Source organism: Pedobacter sp. MR22-3 (assembly GCF_026240075.1).
Lineage (GTDB): Bacteria > Bacteroidota > Bacteroidia > Sphingobacteriales > Sphingobacteriaceae > Pedobacter.
In genome coordinates this window covers 597,818-619,539 of record NZ_JAPIVF010000003.1, presented here as the reverse complement: position 1 = coordinate 619,539, position 21,722 = coordinate 597,818, and the positions used below count along the sequence as shown (strand labels likewise).

General features: G+C 39.0%; 17 protein-coding genes and 1 tRNA gene. 2 read left to right on the top strand and 16 right to left on the bottom strand.

The window, feature by feature from the left end; all coding sequences use genetic code 11:
* Positions 1-74 precede the first annotated feature (74 nt).
* From OQ267_RS09565 to OQ267_RS09515, 11 genes are all read right to left on the bottom strand, one after another.
* Entirely contained in the window at positions 75-1,250 is a 1,176-nt protein-coding gene (locus OQ267_RS09565; RefSeq protein ID WP_265835700.1) for a TlpA disulfide reductase family protein, read from the bottom strand.
* A gap of 40 nt (positions 1,251-1,290) precedes the next feature.
* Positions 1,291-2,727, bottom strand: coding sequence for a PKD-like family lipoprotein (locus tag OQ267_RS09560; RefSeq protein WP_088302326.1), 1,437 nt, complete (start codon positions 2,725-2,727; stop codon positions 1,291-1,293).
* 11 nt (positions 2,728-2,738) lie between these two features.
* Positions 2,739-3,473 carry a DUF4843 domain-containing protein gene (locus tag OQ267_RS09555; protein ID WP_265835699.1) on the bottom strand — a complete coding sequence of 245 codons (735 nt, stop codon included), beginning with the start codon at positions 3,471-3,473 and terminating at the stop codon, positions 2,739-2,741.
* Between the two features lie 13 nt (positions 3,474-3,486).
* Positions 3,487-4,920: a RagB/SusD family nutrient uptake outer membrane protein gene (locus OQ267_RS09550; protein ID WP_088302324.1), complete on the bottom strand. Its 1,434-nt coding sequence runs from the start codon at positions 4,918-4,920 to the stop codon at positions 3,487-3,489.
* Between the two features lie 26 nt (positions 4,921-4,946).
* Entirely contained in the window at positions 4,947-8,267 is a 3,321-nt protein-coding gene (locus OQ267_RS09545) for a SusC/RagA family TonB-linked outer membrane protein (RefSeq protein ID WP_265835698.1), read from the bottom strand.
* A gap of 211 nt (positions 8,268-8,478) precedes the next feature.
* Positions 8,479-9,672, bottom strand: coding sequence for a FecR family protein (locus OQ267_RS09540; protein ID WP_265835697.1), 1,194 nt, complete (start codon positions 9,670-9,672; stop codon positions 8,479-8,481).
* 94 nt (positions 9,673-9,766) lie between these two features.
* Entirely contained in the window at positions 9,767-10,366 is a 600-nt protein-coding gene (locus tag OQ267_RS09535; RefSeq protein ID WP_265835696.1) for an RNA polymerase sigma factor, read from the bottom strand.
* A 375-nt stretch (positions 10,367-10,741) separates the two neighbouring features.
* A complete protein-coding gene (locus tag OQ267_RS09530; RefSeq protein ID WP_088302320.1) occupies positions 10,742-11,098 on the bottom strand; it encodes a response regulator in 357 nt (118 codons plus the stop codon).
* A 174-nt stretch (positions 11,099-11,272) separates the two neighbouring features.
* Positions 11,273-11,854: a hypothetical protein gene (locus tag OQ267_RS09525; RefSeq protein WP_265835695.1), complete on the bottom strand. Its 582-nt coding sequence runs from the start codon at positions 11,852-11,854 to the stop codon at positions 11,273-11,275.
* Positions 11,855-12,098: 244 nt separating this feature from the next.
* On the bottom strand, positions 12,099-12,698 hold the full coding sequence (locus OQ267_RS09520) for a hypothetical protein (protein WP_265835694.1): 600 nt from the start codon (positions 12,696-12,698) through the stop codon (positions 12,099-12,101).
* 198 nt (positions 12,699-12,896) lie between these two features.
* Positions 12,897-13,961: a response regulator gene (locus OQ267_RS09515; RefSeq protein ID WP_265835693.1), complete on the bottom strand. Its 1,065-nt coding sequence runs from the start codon at positions 13,959-13,961 to the stop codon at positions 12,897-12,899.
* Between the two features lie 1,096 nt (positions 13,962-15,057).
* Here OQ267_RS09515 and OQ267_RS09510 point away from each other — a divergent pair.
* A complete protein-coding gene (locus OQ267_RS09510; protein ID WP_265835692.1) occupies positions 15,058-16,179 on the top strand; it encodes a Gfo/Idh/MocA family protein in 1,122 nt (373 codons plus the stop codon).
* Between the two features lie 56 nt (positions 16,180-16,235).
* On the opposite strand, the gene OQ267_RS09505 is transcribed toward OQ267_RS09510, so the two are convergent.
* Positions 16,236-18,020 carry an ABC transporter ATP-binding protein gene (locus tag OQ267_RS09505; RefSeq protein WP_088302314.1) on the bottom strand — a complete coding sequence of 595 codons (1,785 nt, stop codon included), beginning with the start codon at positions 18,018-18,020 and terminating at the stop codon, positions 16,236-16,238.
* A gap of 563 nt (positions 18,021-18,583) precedes the next feature.
* A tRNA-His gene (locus OQ267_RS09500) sits at positions 18,584-18,657 on the bottom strand.
* A gap of 176 nt (positions 18,658-18,833) precedes the next feature.
* Between OQ267_RS09500 and rnhA the strand changes: the two genes are divergently transcribed.
* On the top strand, positions 18,834-19,307 hold the full coding sequence (gene rnhA / locus OQ267_RS09495; protein WP_088302313.1) for a ribonuclease HI: 474 nt from the start codon (positions 18,834-18,836) through the stop codon (positions 19,305-19,307).
* On the opposite strand, the gene fbp is transcribed toward rnhA, so the two are convergent.
* The 3 genes from fbp to OQ267_RS09480 form a co-directional block, all read right to left on the bottom strand.
* Entirely contained in the window at positions 19,304-20,383 is a 1,080-nt protein-coding gene (gene fbp, locus OQ267_RS09490; protein WP_265818435.1) for a class 1 fructose-bisphosphatase, read from the bottom strand. The genes rnhA and fbp overlap by 4 nt on opposite strands.
* 19 nt (positions 20,384-20,402) lie before the next feature.
* On the bottom strand, positions 20,403-20,894 hold the full coding sequence (locus tag OQ267_RS09485; RefSeq protein ID WP_088302311.1) for a metallophosphoesterase family protein: 492 nt from the start codon (positions 20,892-20,894) through the stop codon (positions 20,403-20,405).
* A gap of 103 nt (positions 20,895-20,997) precedes the next feature.
* Positions 20,998-21,699, bottom strand: a complete 702-nt coding sequence (locus OQ267_RS09480) for a tRNA1(Val) (adenine(37)-N6)-methyltransferase (protein WP_265835691.1) — start codon at positions 21,697-21,699, stop codon at positions 20,998-21,000.
* Between the last annotated feature and the right edge of the window lie 23 nt (positions 21,700-21,722).

The window sequence follows — 21,722 nt, the reverse complement described above, 5'->3', positions numbered from 1 at the left end:
GAAAAACCCTCATATACCATTTGGCATATGAGGGTTTAATAAAGTATGGTTCAGCCATATTGGGCTGCCTAACTTTACCTCGACATCTCTATCATGGTTGAAAGTTGTCTGACGGCAACCTCATTTGGCCAAAGCAATCCCAGTTCCTTAAAGCGTATTTTACCATTGCCATCAATAATAAACTTTGCGGGGATTCCCGATACGTCAAATGACGATACTGCAGGATTCTTTTTTGTAACGGGATCTTTAGTATCCATATACAAAGGCAAATCCAGGTTATGGGTCAATAAATAGTTTACCGCATCATATTTTGGGTCTGAAACCGTTTCCCAGGTGTGTATAAACAAAAACTTTACCGTTGGGTCGTTTTTATATTTATTAACCATCATTTGCATCGCCGGAAGTGATTTTTTACAAGGTCCGCACCAGGTTGCCCAAAAATCAAGCACAATGGTCTTTCCCTTAAAATCTGATAAGGATACTTCTTTACCATTTATATCTTTGACTTTAAATTCAGGTGCCTGCTCTCTTATCATTTTGGCTGCTATTTCTGCTTTATATTTGTCGTCAAACTGCTTGGTTAAAGCAGCCAGGTAAACATTTGAATCTTTTCCCGGATGAATGTTCTCATAAGCATTTTTCAGTTCATTTTTATAATCATCATTAGCCAAACCTGACAAAACCGCTTTTTCCAGCTCCGGAAGTGCTTCCTGGTACCGGCCTGTTTTGCTCATTAAATAATAATATTGTGCGGTCAAGCCTGCACTTTTCCTGGTCGCCTGCTCATAGCACTCCTTAATGGCGGCAAAAGCTTTGGCGTGATTGCCCATTTTATCCATTACCTGACTATATAGCTGTAATAGGTACAACCGCTCCTCTTTCGCATTTTTTGGGTTATTCAATTCTTGTCCAAGCAATGTTTCAGCAGCTTTCAGATCGTAGGCCATTATCCCTGTTGCAACATTTTCCACATACATGATCCGTGCAGTTTGTTGAATCTGGTTGAAATAATGTAAAGCCTTAGCTGAGTTTTTTGCAATCACAAAGTTATCAACCAATATAGCCCTGGATGGGTCAAAATTATCTTTCGGATGGGCTTTGACCAGGTGATTAAGAATGGTCTCTTTTTTTGAAAGATCGATGAAGATCTTCAAAGAATCAAGACTTGCCTTATAAGCCGGTTGCGCCTGCTGGGTAAATGCAGACTTTCCTATAGCCAGGATTGCAAGGAGCAGGACTATTTTTTTCATGATGTATATGTTAAATAATTATTTAAAATTCAATTGGTGTCTACAGGTTCTGTCTGGCAGGTGCTATTTGTATAATTTCACCAAAGCCTGTAAATTTCTTAGCGAAAGTAGCATTGGTAAATTCTCCCTGGCCATTGATGCTGAAGTAATACACTTCACCCGCCGTACCGTTATTCACGCCAATCACCAATTGTTTGCTGGTACTACGCAACATTTCAATGTCTTTAATTGCATAGCCTGCCGGGAAAGTGTAAATCAGACGTGCGGCGTTTGCAAGCATGTCGTACAAATAAACCCTATTACCAACCGTGTAATAGAGTTGTTTTAAAATAGATGAGGTTGCAAAGTTCGTTGCACTACCTATTTCCGGACTGTTCATCATTTTTTGATTAACTCCAGGGAAACTATTATCAGAGTCACCAGTCAGGGACATCAGGTAACGGCCGTTATTATCTTCCATGATGTAATACCACTCAATTCCTTCCTGAGATAAGGTTGTTACCCCACGATCATAGGCTATCATTTTCTTACCCACATTTGCCATATCGAAAGGCCTAGATGGTGTTGCACGAGACGGTTGTAGAACTCTTGACAATATGCCCATCTCCATAAAACTCATTGTTGTATTATCATAAAAATAGGTGGTGTTAAAATTGCCGGGGAAAACGCCCGGGAATAAATCATAATTACCGGGAATGCGTTGTGATAAAGGCTTCAGATTCTCCGCGTTTGTTCCTGAAACGCCAACATATAAATTACCATCTGCGACAACATACTGCTCAAATTTTGAGGTATTCATTATAAATGCCGGTGCTGCCTTAAATGGAAGTGGTGTTGCCAATCCCGGAAGTATCGAACTTCTATCACCAAGTTCCAACCAGTCATTCATGTTAAAGCGATACACATTTTGGTCAGTGAAATAATAAAAGAAGCTACCTTTTGCAAAATTATATAAGGCTAATGGTTTCCCCGGATAGGTTTTATTATTGGCTACTTCCATTGGGTTATCAAAAATCACATCATCCGTACGAATCAAAGAAGCTTTGCCTTTTCCATCCTTACTGTTAAGAACATACCAGCCGTCCGGATAGGCGCCGTTGACAGTGATGGTATATTGCTTTAGCGTATAAATACCATTTCTATTGCTCCTCACTTTGTATATTACCGGATAAAGGCCAGGGCTTAATGTTACTTTGATGCGGAGATTTTTTGTTGTAGCAATTGTTGTTGTATCTGTTGCTGTATTAAGTTTCCAGCTATAGGTAAATGAATCACCTTCGGGCATTGTTTGCGACAAAGTTGGCGTGATGATTAATGAATCCAGTTGAGAAACCGTAAAAGCTATCGTTGCATCAGTTATTTTAATGTCGTTGATTTGATCATATTTAAACGATTGATTGTCTTTTTTACAGGCAGCAAATGCCAGCATAATGACAATAAAAACTGGACTGAGCTTTAAAAAGTATTTTAAATGCATAATATTTTAAATTAAGGGAACGATATTTCCTGACCGTTCTCATCTAACAATGGACCATTTGCAGCCTCATAAGCGGCCAGTGCATTCCTTAGTGTAACCGGAAAATTCAATAAACCATCAGAACCAATTTTATCGTAATTAAAATCAGTAATACCTAATGTCTTCACCATGAACTTGTATTTTACGGCACTGAATTCCCCGAAATCCTGAAGGAGGTAGATCCAATAAGCTGGTTCGATGTACTGGCTGGTTACATCTACCTTCAGGTATCTGAAGTTTTCCTCCGGCTGGGTAGTGTTGGTCCTTGGAGTCTGGCCCAAAGTACCCAAAATAAAGTCTTTAGTTTCTGCTGGCTCCAATACAATTCTGTACACATTTTTGGCCATTCCGGCAGAATTGAGTAATATCAGGGGATAATTAAATTTCGATGCGCCTGCCGGAACGGTGAATTCTTTCAGCTCAAAGTCTACTCCCGCGGTAGCGGTTGTTCCCTGAGCCGTTTTCAACATTACCGTACGTGGCTGATCGGTTAGCTTCCCGGTAATGCGCATGGGTATAAATAGGGTATCCCTCTGCTTTTGAGTTGCCTGTAAGGCAAAAGAGTAATTTCTAACAGCTGTGGTATGTAAAAGTTCGAAAGTGTAGGCAAAGAAACTCACGCCATCCTTTCCCTGATAGGTCTCAACGGTTTCTTTCTTACATGAAAAAAGACAGACCACTATCATTATATATAATAAATATTTCATAATACGCGTTTGATTAGTTTCCATAATTCGGATTAAATTGAAGTTCTCTATCTGGAATAGGTAGTTTGTAGTCCGCCGGTGTCATATTGATGTTGCGGAATTGCATTCTCGTTGCCTTAATACGTTTATAGTAGAAAAACAACTGTCCTTCTGCATAAAATTCTTTCTGGTATTCCTTAGTGATTGCAGCGGTAAGATCTGTAGCTGTAATGGTTGTTGCCAGGTTAGAGATGCCCCTGTTTTGACGCACTGTATTTAAATAGCTCACACCTGCAGCCGGTGTTTCCGCTGTTTCAGCGAGGATATAATACATTTCTGCAAGGCGTATGCCTGGAACATACTGATCCAGTAAGTTGTCACTAATTGTAGTGGTAGCATCGGAGGCTTGCCAGAATTTAGAAGGGAATAAATTTCCGCCATCCTGTTCGATACGGTAAACGTACCTGATGTCTGAACCGCCGCCGGATGAAGTTTCATACAGCGTAGCAAAGTTAGCAGGGCTACGCGTAAGACTTTGATCTAAACTACCTCTAAACCGGAAATAGCGTTGTACAGTAGGCAATATATCCCTAACCCGGATCATAAATACCTGTTCATTGAAATATAGTCGGTCTCGTACGGTTAAACCTGAACTAATGGCACCGGCCGCAGCCTGGGTTACGAATGCATATTTACCTGAACTGATTACTACATTTGCTGCTGCAGCAGCACCTGATTTATCACCACTGTATAGTCTTATTCTGGCTTCCAGTGCTTTTACGCCGTAATAATTCAGCTTATTTCGTCTGCTTCTTAAATCGCTGGTCACGATCGGGTCGACCGGTTGTAGTAAATCTGCTGCTTCTTTCAAGTCGGCTAATGCAAATTTAACCACATCAGCAGTTGTAGAAGGAATAATTGCATTTTCGTTTACATCTTTTTTATAAGGGATGGCCTTCAGGTTTGCACCTGCCGTGTACTCCGGACCGAACATACGCAATAAATCAAAATGTAAAAATGCCCTTAAGGCCAAGGCTTCGCCGCGCAGCTGTGCATATGAATTATTGCTTAACACAGAACGGTTTATTGCGGTATTTGCAATTATCTTATTCGCAGCGGCAATTGCACTATAACTGGAAGACCAGATGGAATCGGTATAATTTATTACTTCCGTTGAAGCGTAGTTAAGAAGTTGTGTTTGTTGCAGCGAAACGGCTGCACTGATATTGAGTGTTGAATAATTTTGTGCCAGGGCAGAAACGAAGCCCATAGACAGGTTATCTCCGTAAAGATTAGTTCCGGCCAGTTTTCCGTAAACACCCGACAAAGCCTGTTGAAAGCCAACTTCTGAAGTATACAGCTGTTCTTCAGCCAGACTCGTTTTCGGCGTTACATCCAAAAATTTCTTACAACCGGAAAACACCGCAACTATTGCCAGGATTCCTATAATTAATGTTGTTCTTTTCATTGGGATATGAATATGTTTTTTTGAACTTAAAATCTTGCACTTAAACCAAATGTATATTCTCTGGCAAAAGGATTATCTGTACCACGTTCAATTTCAATTGAACTAAAAGTGCCCAGGTTATTCGTTGTGGCACTCACGCTAAGGTTCTGTAAGCCTAATTTTTTTACAAATGTGGTTTTGAACTGATAACTCAAGTTTATGGAACTGAGCTGAATGTTATTATCGCGTTGAACAAAGCGTGAGGTAAGCTTTGTTGGTGTCGGGAAGGTTGTAATTCTGCGGTAAGGGCTCAAACTTCCGGGTCCGGTCCAGCCCAGGTCGTAGGCTCTGCGGTCTACGTTGTTACGTGCATCTACAGCCTCCACCCTATTTAATAACGTACTGTTATACAGGTCAGCACCATAATTATAATTGAAGCTAAAATTTAAGGCAAAACCTGCATACAGGAAGTTTGAATTGATGGCACCTGTCCATTTAGGACGTGTATCGCCAACATAGGTTTTATCATTAACGTCCCATACAAAGGTTGGGGTACCATCTGCTTTTAGATAAACTTCCTGACCAGTAACCGGATCAATACCCAGTGACCTCACCGCATAAATGGCTGTGGTTGATTGTCCTTCAATAAATTGAACATTTTCGGTTGTTTGATCAGCGTTATTCTTATTTAATGCAGCGTTAAAGGCTTTAAGTTTATCAGAAAGTTCTTTTAACACCGATTTGTTAGTTGCTGCATTTACAGAAACATTCCATTTCAGGCCTTTACGAGGTTCAGATAGTATGGTATAACCCAGGTCAAATTGTAATCCCCTGTTTTGAATCTTACCTAAATTTTCGGTATAAGAAGGGAAACCGGTACTAGGTGCCAGGGAAACCGTAGTCAGCGCGTTCTGCGTGACTTCATTATAAAATTCCGCATTGAAAGTTAAACGGTTGTCCAGAAATGCTGAAGCAATACCAATGTTTGACTTCAGTACCTGTTGCCAGCTCAGATTAGGGTTGCCCAATGCGCCGGGAAAAGCCCCTACTTCACCGAAATAACCTGTGGATGTACCCAGGTTATATCTGAATTGTGCGGCATAAGGGTCTTGCACAGATGTACCTGTAGAACCATAACTTCCGCGAATCCTCAGCAGGTTAATTGTTTTGCTTTCCTTCAGGAATTTTTCGTTGTTTATGTTCCATCCTAAACCTGCAGACCAGAAATTACCAAATTTATTATTCACTCCATAGGCAGAAGAACCGTCCCTGGTATAGGTAAAATCGGTAAAATACCGGTTGTCATAAGAGTAGTTTGCACTTCCTGTATAGGAAAGATTGTTTATTGTACTTTCAGTTCCGGTAGGCCTGCTGTCTAAATACTGCGCAGCAAACAAGATGTTATCCAGACGATCGAAAGGGAAACCCTGCGTTGATACTTTATATGAATTTAAGCTTGTGCTGGCAAGCCTGAATCCTGCATATACGGTAATACCGTGTTTCCCAAGATTCTTGTTGTAATTTACAGCACCTGTTCCATCCATGGTAAAAGCATCGCTATTATCTTTCGAATAGCTACCTCTGGCACTCAAATCTGCGATACCATTGAAACGGCTGTCTAAAGCGGAATAGAAATTATCTATTGTGCCGTTCACTTTTGTAATGCCCAGTGCACCGGTAAACCATAAGGACTTGCTGAAGTCGTAACGAACAGATGTATTGTTTCTTAAATTAAAGTTTTTATTTCTGTTGTTAATGGTATTGTAGGTAACATCCATCAATGGGTTCAAAACAACAGAACCTGCCACGCCGAAGCCCAGATCGATGTTTTCCAGGTACTTGTTTATATTACCGTTCTGATCGTAAGGCTTCCAATATGGGTTCAAATTTAGGTACTGACTAAATTCTCCGTAAGGTGAGTCGTTGGAAATGACCTGGGTGGCGATTGTATTGTTTTGGAATGTTAATTTATTGGTTCTATAACTCAAGGTAAAACTTCCCGCATAATTTTTCCGGTCCTGTTCTTTCATTACACCCTGTAACAAATTTCCGCTGAAAGTAAGATTGAAAGTCAATGACTGGTCGCCACCACGTAATGACAGATTGGTTCTGTTATTAATGCCTGTTTGAACGGGAATAGATTTCCAGTCTGTATTCACACCACTCACTACAGCTTTATATCGTTCTGCATTAATGGCCTGTCCTCTATAACTATTTAGAAAACCTACACGACGTTCAAAATCCAGTTTCTCTTCCGCATTCAGCATATGGTAAACAGAAAGATCAGGTGATGATAAAGTGAAGTTATTGGTAATGGAAACTTCTACTTTTCCTCTCGGCGGAAGGATTGTTGTAACAACCATTACACCATTACCCCCACGTGAACCATACATGGCGGTAGCGGAGGCATCTTTTAATAAAGTTACAGATGCAATTTGATTCATATCCAGATCTGCGATGGCTTGCAACGAAACCTGAAATCCGTCAAGAATAAACAATGGCGTATTGGGGTTTCCAACCAGTTCTGAACCCAGCGTTGGGTAAGAAGTCTGTCCACGCATGGTGATTTCAGGTAGCGCATTGATGTTGCCTCCAATTTTATTGTTGGGGATAATTCTGAAAGAAGGGTCGAGGGCGGAAATGCCGGCAAATATGTTTACCGGACTTACAGCCTTAAGCTCGGCTCCGGTCATGGTTTTAGCCGCTCCGGTATAGGTACTTACCTTCCTGTCTACCATACCGGTAATAACGGTCTCATTCAGTGTGAGCTGATCCTCCTCCATGTAAATGGAATAATTTGAATTAGGCGTGATGGGTACATTAACAGTCTTGTAGCCTATAAATCTGAATTCCAAAGATTCTGCGCCTGCAGAAATGCTGATGGTAAATTTTCCATTTTTATCCGTCTGGACTGCAGACTTTGTTCCCTTAATTGAGACCGTAGCACCTACAATGGGCTTGCGGTCTTTGGCATCACCTACGAAACCGGAAATCACTTCCTGTCTGGCCGGTGTACCTGCTTTGATCACCACCGTTTTGTTGTGTATCGTAAAATCCAGGTTTTGTCTGGCAAAAATCTGGTTAAGTACAGCGGGTAAATCAGCATCTTTAACGTTGATGGTTACAGGAGACGAATTTTCCAACAAATTGTCTGTATAAAAAAAGTTATAACCTGTCTGCTGGTTCAATTCTTTAAAGACAGACCGGAGTGAAGCACTTGACTTGGTTAGCGTCACTTTTTGAGCAAGACTTGATGCACTTACCTGCATAAAGCATGCTATTAATATTACGATGGTTAAGCGCATGATTAACAATAATTTGAGGCACAGCCATTTAGGCATACCTAGTTTGCTTGATTTTTGATACATTAGTAGTCGGTTTGGTTAAGCAGCCTCTTTTGCGTTGGACCGTATAGAGGGCTGCGGTTATTAGTTTGATTTTCAATCGAATGCTCCAAACTTTTACCAGGTTCTGATGGCTAATCGGGGCCTGGTTTTGTTTAAAACATTTTAGTTAGTATAGTTTTCTTTCATGCAGTTTAGTTATAGATTAGTATTCTGTTAATTATAAGTTTAGGTATTATTTTGATACGTATACGGTTCTTCCACTAACTTTGAAACGGGCTTCTCCGGTTGATTCTACGATTTCAAGAACTTTTGACATTTTATCAAACCTGGACACTTTACCACTGAACCGCTGGTTGGTTTTTTCGCCGATATAAACGACCTCTACATTATACCAACGCTCAATCATTTTCATAATGGTTTCAATGTGTTCACTCTCCACTACAAATTCATTGTTTTTCCAGGCCACGGCAAGGTCAGGATCTGTTTCATTAACCTGTATTTTACCACTATACAGCTTAGCTTGCTGCCCGGGTTTTAACATCCTCGAATTACCTGATGCCGTTAACTTCACGCTTCCTTCCAGCAAGGTTGTTTTCTCCACTTCATCATCAGCATAGCTACTGATGTTAAAATGCGTTCCCAATACTTCCACTTCCTGTCTGTTCGTTTTCACAATAAATGGGTGCAGCTTATCTTTCGCTACTTCAAAATATCCCTCTCCAATGAGTTTAACTACGCGTTTTCCATTTTCAATGAGCGCAGTGCTATAGGTAAGGCTTGACGCTGCGTTTAAATAAACAAGTGAACCATCAGGTAAACGTACCTGATAAGTCTCACCCCGGGCAGTCGATAATGTATTCAAGGCATTTGGATCAGAAACCTTTTCATCAATTTTGTACACCAGTCTGCCCTCATCGGTTTTAGTAATGATAATTCCCAATTCTCGCCCTATTTCCCCCTTCGATACATTGGCTAAACTGATCTTCCGGCCATTTGCCATTGTAAGTGTAGCACCAAAGTCACCCGGACTCACATCCGGTGCAGCTGATTTAACAGCAACCGGAAGCTTTGCTGGTTTGTAATTAAAAAAATAAATTCCTGAGCAAATTATTGTCAGAACAGCAGCTACGGCAGCAATTTGTAGCCAGAGCTTAAGTTTTTTGTTTTTACCTTCAGGCGCAGTTGGTGTTGCTGATTGAATCTGAACGAACAAATCACGGTCAACCTTGGCCAATACCCCAGCAATGGCAGAATCGGTTTCTTTATGTTCATCCTGAGCTTCTAAAACGTCGATGAGGATCTCTTTTAACTGTTCCCTATTTTCATCCTGATGAAAGTAATTCATCAGATGCTGTGTTTCTTCAGGACTACAGGTATTGTTTAAGTACTTTTTGAAGAGAATATGGAGTTGATCAGATGGTTTCAAGGTTAAATTTTACAGCTAATACGGAGCTCAGCAAAAAAATCCTTAGTTAGTTAACGAAAAATTAACAATTAATTTACGAAAGGAATGATTTGGTTTAAAAACCTTTCAGTAAAACACTTAAAACCAATGAAATGGTAAGTGCGGAAGAATCTTTATAATACGCCCTGAGAAATCTGTTTGCCTGCAGCATATGGCTACTGATGGTTTTAGCATTGATACCCATAATCTCCTCAACTTCTTTATAGGATTTACCTTCCAGTTTGCAAAGTGTGAATACCATTTTACGTTGAATGGGCATCATATTGATGGCCTGCTGCAGCTTTTGGGCTTCCTCTTTATTCAGCATGTCTTCTTCAATGTGCAGATATAGCTCTGAACTTGAAGCAACCACTTTAGCCAGTAAACGTTTATCTTTTGCAACTTTCCGGAAATAATCATAGACCAGATTCTCTGCTATTCGAAAGAGATAGGATTTAAAAGACTTTTCAGGATCAATCTGTGCCCGCACTTCCCATATTTTAAAAAAAAGCTCCTGCAGGATCTCTTTAACCAAGTCGTCAGATTTAAGAAGTTTGAATAAATTTCCGGCGATGCGGAATTTATAACGATTGTAAAGTATTTCGAATGCACGCTGATCACCGTTCTTCAGTTGAAGCAATAAAGCCTGCTCATCAATTCGATCAACGTTAACCATCGTAAACAAATATACAGTTACTACAAGAACAAGTTAGAAATATTTTTTGAACATCTGAAAGCCCAATGGTATAAATTAGCATGACTAATTAACATTTTTGAAATGACATCCAGACTTAAGCTTCATTTTATTAAATTTTCATTAAAAATACATATAAAAAGGATAAAAAACAGATAAATACGATCAAAGGCCTGCTCATTGTCACTTTAAAACTGAAAAGGCAATTCATCGCTACCTTCCAAACTAACTGAAATCATAATATTTGCATGTAGGGATCAAATTTAAAGAAACATAACTATAAATTTAACAGAGATATCTGAAATGAAACATTTTTTCACCGATAAAAAGCTGAATATCGATAATAACCTTCGGTGATTATAATAATGTATTTATAGTGAGCAAAAGATTTTGCATATGATAAGGTTTCCCCAGTATGGCATCTGCCATACAGTCAATTTTGCTTATTTCATTGAAAGAAAGGCCTGTAACAAGAATTATCGGTATATGTTCAGTGAATGAATTTTGCTTCATTTCATTGCAAAGAAGCCTTCCATCTTCATTTCCTAATCGGATATCCATCAAAATCAGGTTAGGCGTAAAGTCCATCAGAGAATCTGCGATCAGAGTTGGTGAGTTGATTGATTTGACATGATAACCTTCTGACTCCAACAATAGTTCGAGTGAGTCCAGCACAGACTGATCATCATCAATAACCAAAATTTTATAAATCATTACTATCGTATATTAAGAGGTACCAAGGTATAAATTATGGATAAAGCACATCATAACAGTTCAAAATAAGCTGTATTAATCAAGCACGAAGGCTTTAAATTATTGATTTTAAAATGATACAAAACAGCTATTTAAATATATCTATAAATCAGAAATTTCTTTTAACATTATGGCTTATTTCCGTTCTATGAGTGCCCTGTGGCTAAATGGATCATAATAAAAGTTAAATTCGGCGCAATCACCAATATACAAGTCTGTTGAGTGACTTTCTGATACTGAATGAGGTGCTGAAGCTTGCCCTGAAACCAAGCAACTTGCTACGTTTGAATCAACTCCTGTAAGCATCATAAAACCGGTAATAACACAGCTTATCCCAAAGAAGTGAAAACATAGATATCCTATTTCAAACCGACTGGTATGAAACACAACGATCCACAGTAATACACAAAGCAGCATAGTGATGAATGCTATTGGCAATATGATTACAGGACGAATTGCATTAATGTTGAAAGCTAAGATTAAAAATGGTAAAATACCACTAAGAAATGACACAAACTGGAAAAAACTTTTTGACCTGGTTTCTTTAATCCAGTTAGCCATTATAAAGATGATACACACCAGAAGCGGAATGACTACTGCAATTATGGCCTGCTGCCAAAAAGTAAAATATCTTTGTGAAAACAACAACTCTTTTATTTCAGCAAGGCTGAATATTGCTATTCCGAACCTTTCAAAGTAATAGATTTCGCCATACATATTTAATAGCAGCAGGAAAATGATGGATAGCACAAAGTATATGGTATAACACTTAATCATCATGGTATAAAAAAAACCATATGCGCCATGCAGATCCCATTAAGATCCGGCTTATGGCAGGGAAATAAAAAGTATAGTTTATTCATTCTTAAAACACACACCATTTTTTCTCTGAGAAGAAATGAGTGAATAAATATGTTATGAGAAGTATGTAGAAAAAACATCAGCAGGAACAAAAATTAAATTAGAGCAACTGTCCGCTGGCATATGTATTATATATTCTTTTTGGAACACGTTCAAATAAGCCCGGGTATGCTTTCATAAAGTAGTTGAGTTTTTCACCTGTTGAATCTAACTTGTTCAATAAGGTATGATGATCAAGTCCCATAATGGCATTAGGAAAAATCAGGTGAGTAAAAAGCCGGTGCAGGAGTGGAAAATCCTGAGTAGCAGATTCCAGTTGCGCCTGAGAAATAAGCAACAGTATGGTAGGTTCTATAGCTTCTAAATTTATTAATGTTGGGTTTCCATTGGCACTTTTGTAAATAAATACACCTTTATGCTCCGCCAGCCAGATATCACACCTGTGCCCCATCGGAGAAAGAATATAACCGCTTACCAATCCTTTCATGATAATAATAATATTATCTCCATTTCCCATAAGACTTGCTGCAGGTTGCTCATCCCTTTCCGAAAGTTGAATAAATTTCGAATGAATGTAGAGATACCTTAAGCTCGCTTTATAATCGCCTTTTAAAATCGGAGCAAAGAGTTTAAGAAATGCTTTTCGCTCAGAAATGGTTCTATGACCAAGGCAATTTTGATCAATATGATTTAATTTCATAAATATCTGTTTTTAATTGAGCGATTATAAACCATGTCCAGGATTCCTACCTGAAAATATCTGTAAGAAAGAACGAGGTTAAATCGCTTTAAAATTCCCAATCCTCAAGCACAATAAATATAATTTCGGACAACATGTTTATTGATTTTTTTCAAAGCATACGCTTTAATCAAATTTCAAAACGACTATATTAATTAACTAAGTTTCAGATGTAACAGTTTTCGTATGCTCAAGCTTTTTCAAAACAATGGCATTCCCGTCCTTTTCAATCAGATCTTCCTTGGCAAAATCACCCAAAATCCTACTTAATGTTTCGGCTGCAATGCCAATTAAACCGGCCAGGTCGTTTCTGGTGAGGTTAACACGCTTTTTTTCGGCAGGACTCTTCCCCTCTCCCGCCAGCCTGATTATAGTTTTAGATACTCTTTGTTTAACGGTACTGTATGCCAGCTCCAGTGCCTTGATATCCTTTTTATTCGCAGTATCAGCTAATTTTTTCACGAAAAAACCCAGGGTTTCGGGATGTTCAACTACTATTTTATTAACCTCATTTAAAGGAATGGCAATTATTTCGGAATCATCAATTGCTTTCACCGTATTAAAGGCAGCGGCGCCAAGAGCGAAATCCTGTATTCCAAAATAATCTCCTGCGGTGTAGAGGTCGGTAATCAGTTCATGTCCGGACGTATTGGAAATGAATGATTTTACTTTGCCGGAGAGCACATAATAGAGTCCCCCCCGTGATTCTCCTTTGTAATAAACCACCTGGTTTTTTTTAAAAAACCTGGCTGTGAGCTTCGCACGGTGAACATCTAACCAAAATAATTCTCCGGAATGAGACGGAATTTTTTGCTGAAAATGTTGTTTTAAAAAAAATTCAACCTGGAGTCGTTTTTTCCTCAGGCGTACCTCTACCTGATTCAAAAGCTCTGCATCATCAAAATCCCCCATAAGATACCCTTCTGCCCCAATTTCCATGGTTCGCCGCACGCCATTGTGATCTCCTTTTTTTAGCAACATCACGATAGGAATATTTGCGGTATCAATAAATTTATTCACCATACGAAGCACACCATAACCATCAACGCCGTACAAATCAATTCCACAAATGATCAGATCTGGTGGATGGCCTCTAACAATTTCTATGGCTGTTTTGCCATTATCTGTAGACTCAACAACATATTTGCTGATGCGGAGTATATCGGAAATCTTTGACCTTGTCTCCGAATCCTTAAGTATAATCAAGATCTTGGATCCTTCCATTCAAATCGTATTTTGCCTCACCTTAAACGCCTCCTGCTTTAACCGGAAATTAATAAGTGCTTGAATAAAACAATTTCAGCAATCCATTATTATCTGATAAACAATTCTTTTAAGGAAGACGATATCATTCCGGTACTTATGAGATATGCAATTAATATAACGCCTAAAATAAGTAGGTGGTTGCCGGCTACTGCAGCCCAGATCCACCTATAAGTTTTATACAAATTCAGAAAAGTATCTTCCAGAAGAATTTTGATAACGCTCAGGATATGCTTCATTTTATTTTCTCCATTGCAGGATACTTAAATCTCCGGAGAATTATCATATAAGGTAACTCTATATCTTTTGGATATTTCATCCTATGTATACTTAATGGTTTGGAACAGACGTTTTTATTAAAGAATTCTAGATTCTCGAATCCGGCTTTAGATCACCTTTCCCAAAGGTTGTAAAAATAAGCAAAAAAGTGATTGACTTTTGTCAATCTAATATTTGACCATGATCAATAGGTGTTTGACGAGTTTAAAATCTACCATTTATCAAAACCATAAATCATTTCTATATTTATAAGACATAGAAATGCTATCCTTGAGAATAGAAATAAATAACTTACAACAAAAACCCCAAAATTGTATTATTGAACATACAAATATAGGATTTTTTGTTAACATTTAATAAGATTTATTACATCTCCCTACCCTGTAACGATCCATAAATTTTAAAATCAGTTAAGCAAACTCTTCCTTTAAAAATCAGCTGACAATAGTTTAACTAAGGTTTACAATAACCAATATAAGCCGTTAGGCCCGTCATCTAATAACCATATTACTTTCATCACGGCCATAAACTCAATTCGGAGCGTCCGGTGTTTTTGGAGCATATAGGCTGTCCTGAAAGCATCAGTACTAAAAAGAGTCGGGAAGTTTATTATGTAGTTATCAGGAAGTCAAGACCAGCTCCAAATATATTTTGAAAACCAAATATAGCAGGCCGGTGTTAAATTTATAGGGTAAATCTAGAAGTTAAGCGGTATAAATGCGTGATTAAATGTATTGCTTAATATTTTGTTGAACGGATACATAGCTATAGAACACATATGAATACTAGAAGAGATTTTCTACAAAAAATGGGCGCATCAGCATTGATGTTGCAATTGAGTTCAGTAATTACATTTGCAAACACTCCCGACCAAATCGAACAACCCTATGATGGTAAGGTACTCCGGGTTGCCATCATGGGTTTAGGTGGATATGCCACTCGTGTAGCAGAAGCAATGAAAGCCTGTACTAAAGCAAAGCTGGTAGGCATAATTAGTGGTACGCCCTCAAAGGTTAAAGACTGGCAAATGAAGTACAAAATCGCTGAAAAGAACTGCTATAACTATGATACCTTCGATCAGGTAAAAAACAATCCTGATATTGATGCAATTTATGTGATTACGCCGAACGCACTTCACCACAGTCATGTTATCCGTGTAGCGAAAGCCGGGAAACATGCCATCTGCGAGAAACCAATGGCATTGAATACCAAAGAGGGACAAGAGATGATCGATGCCTGTAAAAAAGCAAAAGTCAGGCTACTGGTCGGCTATAGGATGCACTTCGAACCCCAAACGCTAGAGGTAATTCGAATGCGGAATGCAGGTGACTTTGGTAAGATCATGTTTTTTCAGGGACAATGTGGTTTTAAAATAGGCGATCCCAAGCAATGGCGATTAAACAAAGCACTTGCAGGTGGAGGATCAATGATGGATATTGGAATCTATGCCATCAACGGGGCAAGGTATATGGTTGGCGAAGAGCCGGTTTGGGTGACGGCTCAGGAAACCAAGACTAATCCGGCGATCTTTAAAGAAGGTGTAGATGAGACCATCCAATTTCAACTGGGTTTTCCAAGCGGTGCGGTCGCCTCCTGCTTGTCTAGTTATAATATCAATCACCTGGATAGGTTTTTTGTGAGTGGCGACAAAGGGTTTGCAGAAATGCAACCTTCTACCGGTTATGGTCCAATTAAGGGCAGAACGCACAAAGGTGAACTCACACAGCCCATAACCACTCACCAAACTGTACAAATGGATAAAATGGCCACTATTATTTTTGAAGATGACAAACCAGTGGTGCCTGTAGATGGTGAGGAAGGTTTGAGAGATCTTAAAATTATTGAGGCCATCTACCAGGCTGTAAAAACTGGAGAAAAGGTTAAGTTAACGGCTAGCTAAACAAGGTTTAAAGCGGGATAAACCCGCTTTAAACCTTAAATTTTGAGAATACTTCATCAATTGAGTAACAATTCATCAAGTTTATTCATTTCTTCAACGAGTTTACGTCTGCCTATCTGCTGGCGCCACATGGCGTAATAAAGCCCTTTTTGCTCAATTAATTCTTCATGATTACCACTCTCGACAATTTCGCCATTTTCCAAAACATAAATTCGGTTAGCATGCATGATTGTTGATAAGCGGTGGGCGATGATCAGGGTAATATGATCTTTAAGTTCAGATAACTTATTTACCGTTTTGGTAATTTCTTCTTCTGTCAGGGAATCTAACGCCGAGGTGGCTTCATCAAACAACAAAATATTGGGCTTTCTTAATAATGCCCTCGCTATGGATAACCTTTGCTTTTCGCCACCAGAAACTTTTACACCGCTCTCTCCAATCAGCGTATCAAGGCCATCTTCCGCTCTCGACAACAATGACTGGCAAGCAGCTTTTTTAAGTGCTTCCATACACTCCTCATCCGTCGCATCAGGCCTAACAAACCTAAGGTTGTCTCTGATATTGCCGGAAAACAGCTGTGTATCCTGAGTCACAAAACCGATCTTTCTTCTCAGCTCATCAAGATGGATTTCGTCTGTATGCGTCTTATTATAAAATACATCTCCTTTGAATGGTTTGTACAAGCCAACTAATAATTTAATCAATGTGGTTTTCCCTGATCCGGAAGGCCCTACAAATGCAACTGTTTCCCCTTCTTCAGCATGGAACGAGATGCCATTCAAGGCATTGCGATTGCTGTTTTTATATTTAAAGAACACGTTCTTAAATTCGATATGATCAATTTTATGCAATGAGGTTGGGTCCTCGGGTATGGCTTCCACAGGCATATCCATAATACGCTTGAAATTACCGAAAGATATTTGAGCTTCCCGCCAGGTTAAAGCCATGTGTCCGAATTCCTGTAACGGCCCGAACAGGAAATAAGAGTATAATAAAAAACTAAAGTATTGGCCTGCTGAAAGTTCCTTGTCAAAAATCAGCATGAGCATCACTACAATCATTACACTCCTCACAATATTAACGGTACTACCCTGAATAAAACTCAGCATCCGCAAAATTTTGGTTTTTACAATTTCCAGGTTTAGAATCTTATAAGTTGCCGTATTTAAACGATTAATTTCCTGTTCGCCTAAGCCGTGACTTTTTACCAGTTCGATATTTCTAAGTGACTCTGTGGAACGTCCTGCCAAAACTGACGTCTTGGATATAATTGCCCGGTGAATAACCTTTACCTTCTCAGAGAGCTTCCAGCTTAAATAAGTGATAATCGGGACGGAGGCAACGAAAACCAGTGTAACTTTATAGCTGATTAAAGCAGAATATACGCTTACAAATATGATCCCAAACAAAGCCATAAAGGTGACATTGATGGAAGATTTTATAAAGTTCTCCGAGTCGCTTCTCACCCTACCCAGCATGTCTAGCTTTGCTCCGCTTCTTTGCTCCTCAAAAACATAGTATGGCATATCCAAAGAATGTTTCATTCCGTCGGCATACATTTCAGCCCCGGTTTTCTGAGCAATGGTGATGGTAAAAAAATCCTGAAAATTATTGGCAATTCGAGATATTAGCGCTGCGCCTATCCCCAAACCAATTAAAGTCATAATTCCGGTAAAATATTCATGTCTGGTGAGTAAATCTCTTTTATTGATGTAATCATCAACAAGTTTTCCAGTGATTAATGGCTCAACGAGCGAAAAGCCCTGATTAATTGCTGTCATCAACAATGCCAATAAGACAATATACTTGTGTTTTTTAAGGTAACTTAACAAAATCTTCATAGGTTCGGCAAATTTAACGAGATATTTATAACGAAATAAAACTTATTTTATGATTTCATTTTAAAATTATCAAAAACTATTCTTTTTTTTAATCATCAATGACCATATAAACAGTCTTATATCTTTTCTCGCCTTTCTACCACAATCAATTGGTATTTTTTTAATAACGTTCCTGGCTTCTAGGGATAAAGTATAGCCAATGCTGCGCAGATCAATGTGAACGGCATCTTCACGCTGGTAAAAGCTGACTGGCTAATCTGATTTTCTTTTTCAGTTTGGAAATTCAGATTAACTGAGCTCAACAATCAAAAATAGAACAGTACTGAACATTTGCCAATGCAGGTACAGCAATTAAGAATTTAACGAATCTTGATTTATTTTATGAAAACTCCAGTATAGAAGGCAAAAGATACCTGGTAAGCTGCCTTTTTCCTAAAAAAAATGGTATATGATATCAAACACTTTTGGTTAATGAAATCGCAGAATTCGTACCATATAATCGATTGCTATGCCTGGCATACAACAAAAAAAGCAGCTCTTTTCAGAACTGCTCTTAAAACCTGGGTGGCTGATGGGGCTCGAACCCACGACCCTCGGCACCACAAACCAATACTCTAACCAACTGAGCTACAGCCACCGTATTTTTTAGTGTCACAAAAGTACGACTTTTAATATTCCTTGCAAATATTTTTTTCAAAGTTTTCACAACTAATTTTTAATTCCTTAACATTCAATAATTTGAAATTGAAAAAAAAATTCACCAACAGATAAAACAAACTATTTTAAACCTAAAAACATAACTTTACCCCGTTTATGATCGAGATTTACACAGACGGAGCAGCTAGCGGAAACCCCGGACCAGGGGGTTATGGTACAATTTTAAGGGCAGGCCAGCATTATAAAGAACTCAGCGGCGGCTTCAGGATGACCACCAACAATAGAATGGAATTACTGGCTGTTATTAAAGGGCTGGAAGCCCTGAAAAGTTTAAATCAGCAGGTAACCGTTTATTCTGATTCAAAATATGTAGTAGATGCCGTTGAAAAAAAATGGGTTTTCGGCTGGGTAAGCAAAGGTTTTAAGGATAAAAAAAATAAAGATCTCTGGATGCGTTTCCTCGAATTGTATAAGCTTCACCAGGTAAAATTCATCTGGATTAAAGGCCACAACGACCATCCGGAGAATGAACGTTGCGACCGTTTAGCTGTTTTCGCTTCTCAAGACAAGCAAAATCTGGCGATAGATACTTTTTTTGAAGCAGAAAGAAATAAAGCAAACCTGTTTTAATCAATCCCGCCAATTACATTTAGATCTTCCAGTTTTGCTGCTACATGAGCATCAATTGAAATCGATTTTGCCGTGTGGAGCAGCATCATTTCTTCTGCCTTTTCTACCATTTTTCTGGAACCAATAAAAATCGGCACCCTCTGGTGTAATTCGGCAGGGACAATATCCAGGATGCGCTCAAAACCGGTACTTGCCTTTCCACCGGCCTGCTCGATTATAAAAGCCATCGGGTTGCACTCATATAACAATCTCAATTTCCCGTTAGGAGAGCGCGAAGTGGTCGGATAAATATAAATTCCGCCTTTAATTAAATTACGGTGAATATCTCCTACCATCGACCCGATATAGCGTGAGGTATAAGGCCTGTGGGTAGCTTCATCCTCTACCTGGCAATATTTGATGTATTTTTTTACGCCTTCAGGAAAGTGCACATAATTCCCTTCATTAACTGAGTACAGATAGCCCTCTTCAGGGATTTTCATCTGCGGATGCGAAAGGCAAAACTCGCCTATGGATGGATCCAACGTAAATCCATTTACACCCTTTCCGGTGGTGTAAACCATCATGGTAGAAGAACCATAAATTACATAACCTGCGGCAACCTGTTCCGTCCCTTTCTGTAAAACATCTGTCAGACTTGCTTTTCCATCAGTCGACTTTCTCCTGTAAATGGAAAATATAGTCCCAACCGCCACATTTACATCGGTGTTTGAAGAACCATCCAAAGGATCGATGCAAACAATATATTTAGCGTTATTGGAAACCGGAGATTCGATATGAATAATCTCGTCTTCCTCTTCAGTTGCCACCATACAGCATTCGCCACCACTGGTTAGTGCGGCAATAAATTGTTTATCGGCATAAACATCTAATTTTTTTTGTTCTTCTCCCTGGATATTGGTAGTACCCATATCACCAAGAATATCAACCAAACCAGCTTTATTGATTTCGCGGTTTACGATTTTTGCGGCAATGCCAATGTCTCTCAGCAGCCTGGAGAGTTCACCTTTGGCATAAGGGAAATCTGCCTGTTTTTCTATAATAAATTGTCCTAGTGTTTTAACGCCACAAACCATACTTAGTGTACATTTTACATTATCTACCCGATAACTCTATAACCTCTAAGGTATGAATATTTTCGTCAGTAATGCAAAACCTGATCAGTGTACGTACCTTGTGCCACCCGTGTTTTCCTGCCGCACCAGGGTTTATATGCAAACATTTTATTTTTTCATCAAACATTACTTTTAAAATATGCGAATGCCCGGTGATAAATAATTTAGGCGGGTTAGTGTAAATTTCAGACTTAACAGAAGCAGCATATTTCCCCGGATATCCTCCAATATGGGTCATCCATACATCGACCTTTTCACAGCTAAATCGATTTTTTTCCGGAAACTCAGCACGGATGGCAGCATCATCAATATTTCCATACACGCCACGCAATGGCTTGAACGCGGCTAAAGGAGCGGCAACATCCTGACCAAAATCACCCGCATGCCAGATTTCATCTACCTGATCAAAGTGTTTAAAAACAGCATCATCCAGGTAGCCATGCGTATCAGAAATCAAACCTATTTTTTTCATATTGTAATTGATGTGAGTGATAATTATACAGCTTTCTCAGGGTTTTATTTTTTTTTCAGGATTATTTACACGCATATCGATATCAATAAAGGGTATAATATGCCTAGTAAGCCAGAAAAAAATCGCTTAATAAGGCTTCGTATGATTCGGTATGTTTACCTCTTGATTGGTAGATATAAAAATGTGATTCGGTTAAGGGGTGTGCTATTCTCCCTAAACCAATAACCTGCCTGAAAGCAGCTTTGCTTTCATCAGAATGTATATAGATGCGCTTGACAAGTGAGATCTGACACTTTAAAGCTTCTAGAACGACTTCGTTTGCCTGCTTTACCGGCAGTATGAGCCACAGCATTCCCGAATCACTGAGCAATTCATTGGATTTCTGAACGAGCATGTTAAAGAAATGATGATCGGCATGCCTGGCGATTCCTTTTCTGGCTTCTTCGTTTTTTAAGTCATTCACGAAAAAAGGCGGATTGGAAACGATCATGTCAAATTTCTCTTGATGGTGGTATTGTTCAATTGCGACATGATCAATGGTTAACCGATCATTAAAAACGGAGGCCTTAAAGTTTTTTCCGGCGGTTTCAGCAGCCTGCTGATCAATTTCTACCGCATGAACATGAGCTTCAGGAAAACGCTGGGCCAGCATCAAGGCAATAACTCCGGTACCTGATCCAATATCCAGAATGTTTTCAGCCTCCTCATGATTGGCCATTGCAGCAAGCAACACCCCATCGGTATTGATCTTCATGGCGCAACCTGCCTGATCTACTTCAAACTGTTTAAACTTAAAAATGCTCATAGCAATGCAATAACCAACTAACC